This is a genomic window from Streptomyces sp. NPDC085937 (genome assembly GCF_044540535.1).
In the GTDB taxonomy this organism is placed as follows: domain Bacteria; phylum Actinomycetota; class Actinomycetes; order Streptomycetales; family Streptomycetaceae; genus Streptomyces.
This window is the reverse complement of record NZ_JBITSH010000001.1, coordinates 721039-732988: the sequence shown is the minus strand read 5'-3', so window position 1 is coordinate 732988 and position 11950 is coordinate 721039. Positions and strand designations below refer to the sequence as shown.

Annotated in this window: 11 protein-coding genes; 2 read left to right on the top strand and 9 right to left on the bottom strand. The window is 73.3% G+C overall.

The features are described from left to right. Positions 1-4 precede the first annotated feature (4 nt). Positions 5-553, top strand: coding sequence for a hypothetical protein (locus ACIF8S_RS03215; RefSeq protein WP_399996985.1), 549 nt, complete (start codon positions 5-7; stop codon positions 551-553). 4 nt (positions 554-557) lie between these two features. On the opposite strand, the gene ACIF8S_RS03210 is transcribed toward ACIF8S_RS03215, so the two are convergent. The 9 genes from ACIF8S_RS03210 to ACIF8S_RS03170 all read right to left on the bottom strand — a co-directional run bounded on the left by ACIF8S_RS03210 (position 558) and on the right by ACIF8S_RS03170 (position 10348). Further along, positions 558-731 carry a hypothetical protein gene (locus ACIF8S_RS03210; protein WP_399996984.1) on the bottom strand — a complete coding sequence of 58 codons (174 nt, stop codon included), beginning with the start codon at positions 729-731 and terminating at the stop codon, positions 558-560. A gap of 163 nt (positions 732-894) precedes the next feature. After that, positions 895-1398 (bottom strand): tRNA (adenosine(37)-N6)-threonylcarbamoyltransferase complex ATPase subunit type 1 TsaE, encoded by a 504-nt coding sequence (gene tsaE, locus ACIF8S_RS03205; RefSeq protein WP_349790912.1) that lies wholly within the window; start codon positions 1396-1398, stop codon positions 895-897. After that, entirely contained in the window at positions 1367-2581 is a 1215-nt protein-coding gene (locus ACIF8S_RS03200) for an alpha/beta fold hydrolase (protein ID WP_399996983.1), read from the bottom strand. The genes tsaE and ACIF8S_RS03200 overlap by 32 nt, the downstream gene beginning before the upstream one ends. A 36-nt stretch (positions 2582-2617) precedes the next feature. Beyond that, positions 2618-3796 carry an alanine racemase gene (gene alr, locus ACIF8S_RS03195; protein ID WP_399996982.1) on the bottom strand — a complete coding sequence of 393 codons (1179 nt, stop codon included), beginning with the start codon at positions 3794-3796 and terminating at the stop codon, positions 2618-2620. Between the two features lie 759 nt (positions 3797-4555). Further along, complete coding sequence (locus ACIF8S_RS03190; protein ID WP_399996981.1) at positions 4556-6079, bottom strand: NAD(P)H-hydrate dehydratase; 1524 nt, start codon at positions 6077-6079, stop codon at positions 4556-4558. A gap of 168 nt (positions 6080-6247) precedes the next feature. After that, positions 6248-7084, bottom strand: coding sequence for an RNA polymerase sigma factor SigF (locus tag ACIF8S_RS03185; RefSeq protein ID WP_037722414.1), 837 nt, complete (start codon positions 7082-7084; stop codon positions 6248-6250). A gap of 106 nt (positions 7085-7190) precedes the next feature. Continuing rightward, positions 7191-7562 carry a holo-ACP synthase gene (locus ACIF8S_RS03180; protein ID WP_024883220.1) on the bottom strand — a complete coding sequence of 124 codons (372 nt, stop codon included), beginning with the start codon at positions 7560-7562 and terminating at the stop codon, positions 7191-7193. A 47-nt stretch (positions 7563-7609) separates the two neighbouring features. Beyond that, positions 7610-9457 (bottom strand): glutamine--fructose-6-phosphate transaminase (isomerizing), encoded by a 1848-nt coding sequence (gene glmS / locus ACIF8S_RS03175; RefSeq protein ID WP_399996980.1) that lies wholly within the window; start codon positions 9455-9457, stop codon positions 7610-7612. A gap of 102 nt (positions 9458-9559) precedes the next feature. After that, a complete protein-coding gene (locus ACIF8S_RS03170) occupies positions 9560-10348 on the bottom strand; it encodes a hypothetical protein (protein ID WP_399996979.1) in 789 nt (262 codons plus the stop codon). A 176-nt stretch (positions 10349-10524) separates the two neighbouring features. Here ACIF8S_RS03170 and coaA point away from each other — a divergent pair, with 176 nt between their 5' ends. Then, positions 10525-11493 carry a type I pantothenate kinase gene (gene coaA, locus ACIF8S_RS03165; RefSeq protein WP_349790919.1) on the top strand — a complete coding sequence of 323 codons (969 nt, stop codon included), beginning with the start codon at positions 10525-10527 and terminating at the stop codon, positions 11491-11493. Positions 11494-11950 lie beyond the last annotated feature (457 nt).

The following is an 11950-nucleotide window of genomic DNA, read 5'->3' as shown; positions in this document are numbered from 1 at the left end:
GGCGATGGCGGGGACCAGCTCGATGATCGTGGCGGGGCTGACCGCGACGGCCCTCGCGACGGTCGGCTACCTCGGTCACCGCGCGGCGGACACCGTCCCGCCGGACCTGCGCCACCGGTCGGCGGGCTCCCCCGCCCCCGCGCCCACGTCGCCCCGGGGCGACACCCGCCCGACCGCGCTGCCCCCGCGCTCGGGGCTGGGCCAGCGCGTCGTCTACTCGCTCCGGCACGACCGGGTGTGGCTGGTGGACAGGGGCGACAGGGTGCGGCGCACCTTCGGGGTCAGCCCCAGCACGGTCGACCCCGCGCCGGGCACCTACCGGGTCACGTCCCGGTCGGGGTCGGTCACCGGCTCGGACGGCGTGCCGGTGGAGCACGTGGTGCGTTTCGCCGCCGTCGACGGCACGGTGATCGGGTTCAGCGCGGCGGTCGACGGTTCGGCGCCCGTCCTGGACCCGCGGGAACGCACGGGCGGGATCCGGGAGACACGGGCGGACGGCGCGGCGATGTGGAAGTTCGCGACGATCGGCCGGGCGGTCGTCGTCGTGCCCTGAGCGCTCAGGCCGCCTCGCGGTGCCGGCGCGCCGGTTCCTGCCGCCGCGGCTCGGGGGCGGGCGGCGGGGTGGAGACCGCCGCGGCCGCCGCGCAGGCGGCGAGCAGGTCCCGCATGGGCACCCCGGAGACCGGCTGCGGCCGCGGTGCGGATTCGCGCGCGCTGTGGGTGGCCGGCATGGACGCCTCCTGGGAGTCGGGGGCGGACGTGGTTAGGTATGCCTAACAACGAGCTGGATACCATGTGACCACGCCGGACGCGCCGGACGCAACACTGTGCCGACACCTTGTCGGAAACCGGGACACGGACCCGTCCGCCTGACCGGGCACGGGCCCGTCCGCCTCAGGCCGACAGCGCGCTCAGCTCGGCTCCGGCCCAGCGCTCGCCCAGACCGCGCACGGTCACGTGCCGCACCTCGTCCGTGGTGTCGCCGACCGCCCGGTGGATGACGACGTGCAGCCGGTCCTCGGTCAGCTCCTCGACCTTGCCCTCGCCCCACTCCACGACGACCACCGACTCCGGCAGCGAGACGTCGAGGTCCAGGTCCTCCATCTCGTCGAGGCCCCCGGACAGCCGGTAGGCGTCGACGTGCACCAGCGGCGGGCCGTCGCCCAGCGAGGGATGCACCCGGGCGATGACGAACGTCGGCGAGGTCACCGCACCCCGCACGCCCAGCCCTTCGCCGAGCCCGCGGGTCAGCGTCGTCTTGCCGGCCCCGAGCTCACCGGAGAGCAGCACGAGGTCACCCGCGCGCAGCAGCTTGGCGAGGCTGCGCCCGAGGTCGCGCATCTGCTCAGGGGAGGTGACGGTCAGTTCAGCCGGGGTCTGCGGTACTGCTGCTTCCATAGCCACCCACGGTAGCCCCTGAGGGCACCGCGCCCGCGCGCACCAGCAGGTCGGCGAGGCGGTCGGTCACCTGCTCGGGATGCTCCAGCATCACCAGGTGCCCGGCGTCGGGCACCATCACCAGCTCCGCGTCCGGGAGCAGGTCGGCGATGGCCTCGCTGTGCTCACTGGGGGTGACCAGGTCCCCCACACCGGCGAGCACCAGCACCGGCAGCCCGACGAAGTGAGCCAGCGCCTCCGCCTTGTCGTGACCGTCGAACGCCGGGTAGTACTCGGCGACCACGTCGATCGGCGTCGACTCGATCATCCGCTCGGCGAACCGCGCGACGGCGGGATCGACGTCCCTCGAAGCGAACGAGTACCGCTTGACGACCCCGGCGAACAGATCGGCCGTCGCCCGCCGCCCCTTCTCCACCAGCTCGGCCCGCTGGCCCAGCGCCTTCAGCACCCCGGGCAGCACCCGGCGCACCGCGTTGACCCCGGCCACCGGCAGCCCGAAGTTGACCTCGCCCAGCCGCCCCGACGACGTCCCCACCAGGGCCACACCGGCGCACCGCTCACGGATCAGCTCCGGGAACTGCTCGGCGAGCGCCATCACGGTCATCCCGCCCATGGAGTGCCCGACGAGCACCAGCGGCCCCTCGGGAGCAGCGACATCGATGACGGCCTTCAGATCCCGCCCCAACTGCTCGATGGTCACCGGCTCCCCGCGATCCACCTGCGCGGCGCCCCGCGCGGAACGCCCGTGGCTGCGCTGGTCCCAGTGCACGGTCCGCACCACGCCCCGCAGCGCGGCCCGCTGGAAGTGCCAGGAATCCTGGTTGAGGCAGTACCCGTGACTGAACACCACGGTCACCGGCGCCGGCGCCCGCCGCCCGAACAACCGCCGCCTACGCCCGTCCTGGCCCTCGGGCTCGACCTCGTCGACCTCGAAGTACAACTCGGTGCCGTCGTCCGCGTACGCCTTGCCGGGCGTACCCCGCAGGGACCCGTACGGCCCCGCCGAGTCCAGGACCAGCCGGGCCTTGCGGCGCATGCCCCGGCCGACCGTCATCCGCTCCACGGCGACACCGGCGGCGGCACCGGTGGCCAGCACGCCTATCGCGAGGCCCGCGACACCGGTGGCCCGGCGCCACCCCCCGGCGGACGCGGCCGTCACGGCCTGCGTACTGCTCTCGCTCACGTACCGCTCCTCTTCCCCTGGACCCACGCAGGGCGCTTACCCGCTCTGTTCACCGTTCACATGAACGCGTGGGACGCGGGTCCCGATCCGGGTGACGATCTCGTACGCGATGGTCCCGGACGCCTGCGCCCAGTCCTCCGCGGTGGGCTCACCCCGGTCACCGGGACCGAACAGGATGGCCTCGGCACCCGGCCCCGGCTCGTCCCCGCCCAGGTCCACGACGAACTGGTCCATCGCGACCCGCCCGGCGACGGTCCGCCACTTGCCCTCGACCAGCACGGGCCCGGCGGACGAGGCGTGCCGGGGGATGCCGTCCGCGTACCCGAGCGGCACCAGGCCCAACGTGGTCTCCCCCGGGGTCACGTAGTGGCGCCCGTAACTGACCCCGTGGCCGCCCGGCACGTGCTTCACCAGCGACAACGACGCCGACAGGGTCATCGCCGGCCGCAGCCCCAGCTCCTGCGGCGTGCCGATCGCGGGGCTGGGCGAGACGCCGTACAGCGCGATGCCGGGCCGCACCAGATCGAAGTGGCTCTCGGGCAACGTCAGGGTCGCGGGGGAATTGGCGATGTGCCGCACCTCGGGTTCGACACCCCGCGCCTCGGCGTACGCCACCATCTCGCGGAACTGCGACAGCTGGGCGCCGATGGACGGATGCCCCGGCTCGTCGGCACACGCGAAGTGCGACCAGAGTCCGGTGACCCGCAGCAGCCCCTCGGCCTGGGCACGCACCGCGGCCGCGACCAGCTCGGGCCAGTCGCGGGGCTGGCAGCCGGCCCGCCCGAGCCCGGTGTCCGCCTTCAGCTGCACCCGTGCGGGCCGTCCGGCGAGACGGGCGGCCCGGGTGACCTCGTCCAGCGCCCACAGCCCGCTCACGGACACGTCGACGTCGGCCTCGATCGCCTCGCGCCAGGGCCCGCCGGGCGTCCACAGCCAGCACATGATCCGGACCTCCGTCGGCACACCGGCACCGGGCGCGCGCAGCGCGAGCGCCTCCTGCGGTGTGGCGGTGCCCAGCCAGGTCGCGCCGGCGGCGACGGCCGCGCGGGCGCAGGGGGCGGCGCCGTGCCCGTACCCGTCGGCCTTGACGACGGCCATCAGGGCGGCGTGGGGGGCGCGGTCGCGGAGGGTGCGGACGTTGGCCCGCACGGCGGCCAGGTCGATCACGGCACGGGCCCGCAGTTCCGCGCCGGGCGGGGCAACTGTCTCTTTCATCCCGCACAGTCTCTCAGAGCGCCCGCGCTCCCCTCTTGCACCGGGGGTACGGCACCTGTCCTCACGCCCCGCCCGCACAGGCGCCGCCGGGCCCGCTCCAGCGGACGTTCGCGCGGCTGGCCAGGGTCACCTGACCGTCGCCCACACAACCACCCGGCGCGGGTGCGGACGGTCACCTGACCGTGCCCCACACAACCACCCGGCGCGCGTGTGGGCCGGGGGAGCCCGCGCACCCCGGCGCTTACGGGGCGCCGCCGCGCCCACCCGTGCCGCCCCAGCGGCACGACTGCCCGCGGTTGGCCGCGGATGCCCCCTCACCGCCCCCGCGGCATGGCCGCCCGCCGTCGGCCGGGGAGGTCCCCCCTCACCGCCCACGCGGCACGACTGCCCGCAGTTGGCGGAGGTGTCCGCCCCCTCACACGCCCCAGCCGCACGACTGCCGCAGTGGGCGGGGCGGGCCGCTCAGGCTGCCCGCCACCCGGCTGCGGAGCCGCGGGGAGCCGCCGTAAGGCGTTGGACGGGTGAAGGCCTGCCACGGTGCTGGTGTCGTCGCGTACGGCGGGGAGGGGGTGGGGTGGGGGTGGGCGCCCGCAGCGGCTGGCGCGTCCGCACCCTGCGCATCACAACACGCACTCTCGCGCCAGACCGAGGACGACCGTCCCCACCCCGCCCCCGCACCACCCACGTACCCCGGGCGCTACCCCCGCCCCCACCGGACCGCCCCCACCGGACAGAACCCTGCGCCGCAGGCGTCGCGTCCTACCCCCGCACCACACTCCGCCAGGCCTCCGCGATCCGCCCCGCGACGTCCTCCGCGGTCACCGGCGCCCCCTCCGCCGCGAACCGCCCCGCCAACCCGTGCAGATACGCCGCCACACTCCCCGCGTCCATCGCCGACAACCCCGCCGCCAGCAACGACCCCCCGAGCCCCGACAACACGTCCCCGCTCCCCGCCGTGGCCAGCCACGGCGTCCCCGTCGGATTCACCCGCACCACACCAGCACCCCCACCAGCACCGTCACCAGCACCCCCACCACCCGCAGAAGCGACCAACGTCGTCGACCCCTTCAACAGCACCGTCGCCCCGTACCGCCCCGCCAACTCCCGCACCGCGGCCAGCCTCCCCGCCTCCACCTCCTCCCGCTCGACCCCGAGCAGCGCCGCCGCCTCCCCCGCGTGCGGCGTCATCAGGGTCGGCGCCCGACGCCCCCGCACCGCCCCCGCCTCCGCCAGCCGCAACCCGTCCGCGTCGATCAGCACCGGCACGTCCGCCGCCAGCACCTCCCCCACCGTCGCCGCGTCGTCACCCGCCCCCGGCCCGACCACCCACGCCTGCACCCGCCCCGCGTGCTTCGGCCCCCGGTCCGACACCAGCGTCTCGGGATGACGGGCGATCACGGCCTCCCCCGCCGGCCCGACGTACCGCACCGCCCCGGCCCCGCCCCGCAACGCTCCCGCCACCGCCAGCACCGCGGCCCCCGGATAGCGCGCGGACCCGGCCGCGACCCCCACGACCCCACGCCGGTACTTGTCGCTCTCGGCCGCCGGCACCGGCAGCAACCGCGCCACGTCCGCATGCTGCAACGCCTCGACACCCGCCTCGCCCGGCCCCTCGACCCGCGCCTCTCCCCGACCACCCTCACCGCATTCACCCACCTCCAGCCCGATGTCGACGAGCCGCACCGCCCCCGCGTACTCCCGTGCCGGATCGATCAGCAGCCCCGGCTTGTACGCACCGAAGGTCACCGTCAGATCCGCCCGCAGCGCCCTCCCCCGCACCTCACCGGTGTCCGCGTCCACCCCGCTCGGCAGATCGACGGCGACGACGACCCCCCGCCCGCGTTCGGCGGCCTCCGCGAGCGGCACCGCGTCCGGCCGCAGCCCACCCTTCCCCCCGATCCCGACGATCCCGTCGACGACAAGATCGGCTCGCTCAACGGCACCAATCCCACCCCCGGTGTCCACCACACGACCCCCCGCCCGCAGCAGAGCAGCGAGCCCACCCGAGTGGGCCCGCTCAGGCGCCAGCAGCACCGCCCGCACCCCGGCCCCCCGCCGGGCGAGCCGCGCCCCGGCGTACAGGGCGTCCCCCCCGTTGTCCCCGCTGCCCACCAGCAGCACCACCCGGCTGCCGTAGACCCGCCCGGACACCCGCCCCAGCACGTCCGCGCACACCACGGCGAGCCCCGCCGCGGCGCGCTGCATCAGCGCGCCCTCCGGCAGCCGCGCCATCAGTTCCCGCTCCGCCGCCCTGACCGTCTCCACACCGTAAGCAGTCCGCATACAACCGAGTTTCCCCCGGGACGCCGACCACCACGACCGCCGCACACCACGACCGCCGCACAACACGAAGCGGGGCGCGGCACCCGAAGGCACCGCACCCCGCTACGAAGAACCCACTACCAAAACCCGCTACAAGAACCGGCGGCGAAAGCCGCCTCGCACCGCACCTCAGTTGGTGGCGAGCATCCCCGCCCGCAGCCGCTTCAGCGTCCGCGACAGCAGCCGCGACACGTGCATCTGCGAGCAGCCCAGCCGCTCACCGATCTCCGCCTGCGTCAGCTCCTCCACGAACCGCCAGTGCACGATCTTCCGCTCGCGCTCGTCCAGCTCGGCGATCATCGGGGCGAGGGCGTGGAAGTCCTCCACCAGCCCCAGCGCCGCGTCCTCGGCGCCGATGAAGTCCGCGAGGACACTCTCACCGTCCGGCTCGCTGCCGATGGCGGCGTCCAGCGACGCCGAGTTGTAGCCGTTGGCGGCCAGCCGGGCCTCGTTGACCTCGGCCTCGGTCAGGCTCATCAGCTGCGCGAGCTCGGCGGTCGTGGGCGTACGGCCCAGCCGGCTGCGCAGTTCCTCGGTGGCGCGGGCGAGCTGCACCCGGGCCTCCTGGAGCCGGCGCGGCACGTGCACGGACCACGACGTGTCGCGGAAGAAACGCTTGATCTCGCCGACGATGTAGGGAATCGCGAACGAGGTGAACTCGACCTCGCGGGACAGCTCGAACCGGTCGATGGCCTTGATCAGTCCGATCATGCCGACCTGGACGATGTCCTCCATCTCCTCCGGCCCGCGGCTGCGGAACCGGCCGGCCGCGTAGCGGACCAGGGACATGTTCATCTCGATCAGCGTGTTGCGCGCGTACTGGTACTCGTGCGTACCTTCTTCCAGCTCCGTGAGCCGCCGGAAGAACTGCCGGGACAGCTCACGCGCGTCCTGCGGCGCCACCTGGCCGGGATCCGCGACCTCCGGCAGCTCGGTCACGCTCTGCGCCTGGTCCGTCCGCGCCATTGTCGACGTCACAGTGAAACCCTCCCTATGTGTGCCCCCGCTCCATCCGGCTCCCCGCATGTACCCCCGTCCGGGCGAAGCACGCACCTCATTCTCAGAAAATCTCTCAGCCTTCCGCGATCACGACGGCGGAGGCCACCCCGGCGTCGTGGCTCAGCGACACGTGCCAGGAGCGCACCCCGAGCTGTTCCGCCCGGGCGGCGACGGTGCCCTTGACCCTCAGCCGGGGCTGCCCGCTGTCCTCGCACCACACCTCGGCGTCGGTCCAGTACAGCCCGGCGGGCGCGCCGAGCGCCTTGGCCAGCGCCTCCTTGGCGGCGAACCTGGCCGCCAGGGAGGCGACGCCGCGCCGCTCCCCGCCGGGCAGCAGCAGCTCGCTCTCCACGAAGAGCCGCCTGGCCAGCCCGGGCGTGCGTTCCAGCGACGCGGCGAACCGCTCGATCTCGGCGACGTCGATCCCGACTCCGATGATGCTCATGCGGGCACCCTAATTCCGCGGGCGACGCGGCCCGCCGTCCCCATCCGCTACTCGACGGTCACGGACTTGGCGAGGTTCCGCGGCTGGTCGACCTCGTTGCCGCGGGCGGTCGCCAGCTCGCAGGCGAACACCTGCAACGGCACCGTGGCCACCAGCGGCTGCAGCAGCGTCGGCGTGACCGGGATGCGGATCAGATGGTCGGCGTACGGGACGACCGCCTCGTCCCCCTCCTCCGCGACCACGATGGTGCGGGCGCCGCGTGCCCGGATCTCCTGGATGTTGGACACGATCTTGTCGTGCAGCACGGACCGCCCGCGCGGCGACGGCACCACGACCACCACCGGCAGGTCGTCCTCGATCAGGGCGATCGGCCCGTGCTTCAGCTCACCCGCCGCGAAGCCCTCGGCGTGCATGTAGGCGAGTTCCTTGAGCTTCAGCGCACCCTCCAGCGCCACCGGGTAGCCGACGTGCCGGCCCAGGAACAGCACCGTGTCCTTCTCCGCCAGGGACCGCGCGAGCCGGCGCACCGGCTCCATGGTCTCCAGGACCCGGTCGACGGCGTCGGAGATCGAGGCGAGGTCCCGCACCACCGCGCGGATCTCGTCGGCGTACTTGGTCCCGCGCACCTGTCCCAGGTACAACGCGACCAGATAGCACGCGACCAGCTGCGTCAGAAAGGCCTTCGTCGACGCGACCGCGACCTCGGGACCGGCGTGCGTGTAGAGAACGGCGTCCGACTCCCGCGGGATGGTCGACCCGTTGGTGTTGCAGATGGCCAGCACCTTGGCGCCCTGCTCCCGGGCGTGCCGCAGCGCCATCAGCGTGTCCATGGTCTCGCCGGACTGGGAGATGGCGACGACCAGGGTCTGCTGGTCCATGATCGGGTCGCGGTAGCGGAACTCGCTCGCGAGCTCCACCTCGCACGGCACCCGCGTCCAGTGCTCGATGGCGTACTTGGCGATGAGCCCGGCGTGGAAGGCGGTGCCGCAGGCGACGATGACGACCTTGTCGACCTCGCGCAGCACGTTCGCCGGGATGCGGACCTCGTCCAGGGTGAGCGAACCGGACCCGTCGATGCGGCCGAGCAGGGTGTCGGCGACCGCCTTCGGCTGCTCGGCGATCTCCTTGAGCATGAAGTAGTCGTAGCCGCCCTTCTCGGCGGCGGAGGCGTCCCAGTCGACGTGGTACTCACGGACGTCGGCCGGGGCCCCGGCGAAGTCCGTCACCGTCACCGCGTCCCGGCGCAGTTCGACGACCTGGTCCTGTCCCAGCTCGATCGCCTCGCGGGTGTGCGCGATGAACGCGGCGACGTCGGAGGCGAGGAACGTCTCCCCTTCCCCGACCCCCACGACCAGCGGCGAGTTGCGGCGCGCGCCGACGACCACGTCGGGCTCGTCGGCGTGCACGGCGACGAGGGTGAAGGCGCCCTCCAGCCGCCGGCACACCAGCCGCATGGCCTCCGCGAGGTCGGCGCAGGCGGAGTACTCCTCGGCGAGCAGATGGGCGACGACCTCGGTGTCGGTCTCGGAGCCCAGTTCGTGCCCGCGCTCGGTCAACTCCTCGCGCAGGGCGGCGAAGTTCTCGATGATGCCGTTGTGGACGACGGCGACCCGGCCCGCGTTGTCCAGGTGCGGGTGGGCGTTGGCGTCGGTCGGCCCGCCGTGGGTGGCCCACCGGGTGTGCCCGATCCCGGTCGTCCCGGCCGGCAGGGGCCGCTCGCTCAGCTCCTTCTCCAGGTTGACCAGCTTCCCGGCCCGCTTCGCCGTGGCCAGTCCGCCGTCGGCCTGCACGGCGACGCCCGCCGAGTCGTAGCCCCGGTACTCCAGCCGCTTCAGTCCGGCCGTCACGACGTCGAGCGCCGACTGCGGCCCCACATAACCCACGATTCCGCACATGAGCGGCAGCCTACGGTCCGTCAGCCGCCGGAAACGGCCTCCGCGTGCCCGAAATCGGAAATTCCCACCGGTGCGCGAGGCACCGGTGGGAGAGGTTCCGCGTCAGCCGAGCTTGCCGGCCTGGGCGGCTACGACGTCGGCCGGGACCTCGAAGTCCTTGCCCGTCGCCATGGACGCGAGGTTCACGGCGCTGAAGGTGACCACGGTCGAGCCCTTGCGCACGACGACGATCTTGGCGGGCGCCTCGACGCCCTCCTCGGCGGCGACGGTCAGCGTGACGGCGGCACCCTCGTCGCCGCCCTCGGGCGCGTCGCCGGTGGCGACCTTCGCGACGTCCAGCGGCTCGCCGACGACGGTGGCCTTGAACCCGCCCGCGCACTTCTCGGCCGCCGTGACGAGGCCCTTCACGGCCTGCTCGGCGCCGTCGCCGTCGTAGGAGGCGAGGTTGATGAGCATCTTCTCGGTGTCCAGCGCGGCCAGCAGCGCGTCCTCGGGCTTGGTGTCCGCGGACGGCTTCACCGGGTCGCCGGTCCAGGACCGCTTCACGGACGCGGCCGGCTCACCCTGGGCCACGCCGGCCTGGGCGTGCGCCAGCGGCAGGCAGGCGGCGTCCTTCGTCTCCACCTTGTCGACGGCGATGTCGTCCGTCGCGGGGAGCTTGGTGGCGACCTTGCCGCTCTTGACGTCCGCCTGTGCGAGGGCGGCCTTCTCCAGCTCGGCGGCGGTGAGCGCCTTGGCCGGGGCGGCGGAGGAGGCGGTGGGCGCGGCCTTGCCCTTGCCCTCGTCGGCCGTGTCCTGGTCGTCGCCGGAACCGCCGCAGGCGGTGACGAGCAGGGCCAGCGCGGCGGCGGAGGCGGCGAGCACGGTGCGACGGACGGAACTGGTTCTCACGGAGGAACTCTTTCTCGAAGGTGCGAAGTGATGATCCGCATCACGTGCGCGCACTCTAAACACAGCTGCTTCACAGTTGATCATCGGGTCCCCCACGACATCCGGCGTGACACAGCCCACCTGTCGCCGCGGTCGAACTCCGTTAACAATGGACTGTGATCTCTCCGGTCTCCCCGATGCCCCGGAGCGCCCACCGGCAGCGGCCGGAGGCGACTCCCTACGTGGACCTCACCCGTTCCGAGTGGAGCGCGTTGCGTGACAAGACGCCGCTGCCGCTGACGGCGGCGGAGGTCGAGCAGCTGCGTGGCCTCGGCGACGTCATCGACCTCGACGAGGTGCGGGACATCTATCTGCCGTTGTCCCGGCTGCTCAACCTCTACGTCCGCGCCACCGACGGCCTGCGGGGGGCGCTCAACACGTTCCTCGGCGAGAAGGGCTCCCAGTCCGGCACGCCCTTCGTCATAGGGGTCGCCGGCTCCGTCGCCGTGGGCAAGTCGACGGTGGCGCGCCTTCTCCAGGCCCTGCTGTCCCGCTGGCCGGAACACCCACGGGTGGAACTGGTCACCACGGACGGCTTCCTGCTGCCCACGAGGGAACTCCAGGCACGCGGCCTGATGTCGCGGAAGGGGTTCCCCGAGTCCTACGACCGCCGCGCGCTGACGCGGTTCGTCGCCGACATCAAGGCGGGCAAGGCCGAAGTCACCGCCCCCGTCTACTCCCACCTCATCTACGACATCGTCCCGGACGAGAAACTCACGGTGCGACGGCCGGACATCCTGATCGTCGAAGGGCTCAACGTCCTCCAGCCGGCCCTTCCCGGCAAGGACGGCCGCACCCGCGTCGGTCTCGCCGACTACTTCGACTTCAGCGTGTACGTCGATGCCCGGGCCGAGGACATCGAGCGGTGGTACCTGAACCGGTTCCGCAAGCTGCGGGACACGGCGTTCCAGGATCCGTCCTCGTACTTCCGGAAGTACACGCAGGTGTCCGAGGAGGAGGCACTGGACTACGCCGGCACGATGTGGCGGACCATCAACAAGCCGAACCTCGTCGAGAACATCGCCCCCACGCGGGGCCGGGCGACGCTGGTCCTCCGCAAAGGCCCGGACCACAAGGTCCAACGCCTGAGCCTACGCAAACTCTGACCCCCGAGTCACGGCACCTTTCGCACCTCGGGTGCATTGACCACCCGGCGCGGGTGCGGGCCCAGGGCGTGTTGCACACCCCGGTGCTTATTCACGTACCCGGCGTGGGTGTGGACAGGGGGTGTCTGCGCACCTGGCGCTCACAGGGTGCCGCCGCGCCCACCCTCCCCCACTCTCGGCGCTCCGCTCGAGCGGGGGGACCTCCATCGCCCTGGGGGCACCTCCCAGGCCCTCAAGGCACTGGGGGAGGCACGAATACCCGCGGTTGGCGACACTTGCGGCCGCCGCCGGCCGCGCACGCGCGGTTGACGGAGCGGGTGCCCCGCCGCCCCGCGCGGGCCGGTAGCCGCGTACGGCGAAGGTGAGGAACCCGGCGTAGGCGGGAGGTAGCCGCCCGCGGCGGGGAGGGGACGGGGTGGGGGTGGGCGCCCGCAGCGGCTGGCGCGTCCGCGCGCTG

Excerpts from the sequence above, each read along its gene's own strand:
- ACIF8S_RS03215 (WP_399996985.1), top strand. The coding sequence starts at position 5 with ATGGCGGGGACCAGCTCGATGATCGTGGCGGGGCTGACCGCGACGGCC.
- ACIF8S_RS03210 (WP_399996984.1), bottom strand. The coding sequence starts at position 731 with ATGCCGGCCACCCACAGCGCGCGCGAATCCGCACCGCGGCCGCAGCCG.
- tsaE (WP_349790912.1), bottom strand. The coding sequence starts at position 1,398 with ATGGAAGCAGCAGTACCGCAGACCCCGGCTGAACTGACCGTCACCTCC.
- alr (WP_399996982.1), bottom strand. The coding sequence starts at position 3,796 with ATGAAAGAGACAGTTGCCCCGCCCGGCGCGGAACTGCGGGCCCGTGCC.
- ACIF8S_RS03190 (WP_399996981.1), bottom strand. The coding sequence starts at position 6,079 with ATGCGGACTGCTTACGGTGTGGAGACGGTCAGGGCGGCGGAGCGGGAA.
- ACIF8S_RS03185 (WP_037722414.1), bottom strand. The coding sequence starts at position 7,084 with ATGGCGCGGACGGACCAGGCGCAGAGCGTGACCGAGCTGCCGGAGGTC.
- ACIF8S_RS03180 (WP_024883220.1), bottom strand. The coding sequence starts at position 7,562 with ATGAGCATCATCGGAGTCGGGATCGACGTCGCCGAGATCGAGCGGTTC.
- glmS (WP_399996980.1), bottom strand. The coding sequence starts at position 9,457 with ATGTGCGGAATCGTGGGTTATGTGGGGCCGCAGTCGGCGCTCGACGTC.
- coaA (WP_349790919.1), top strand. The coding sequence starts at position 10,525 with ATGCCCCGGAGCGCCCACCGGCAGCGGCCGGAGGCGACTCCCTACGTG.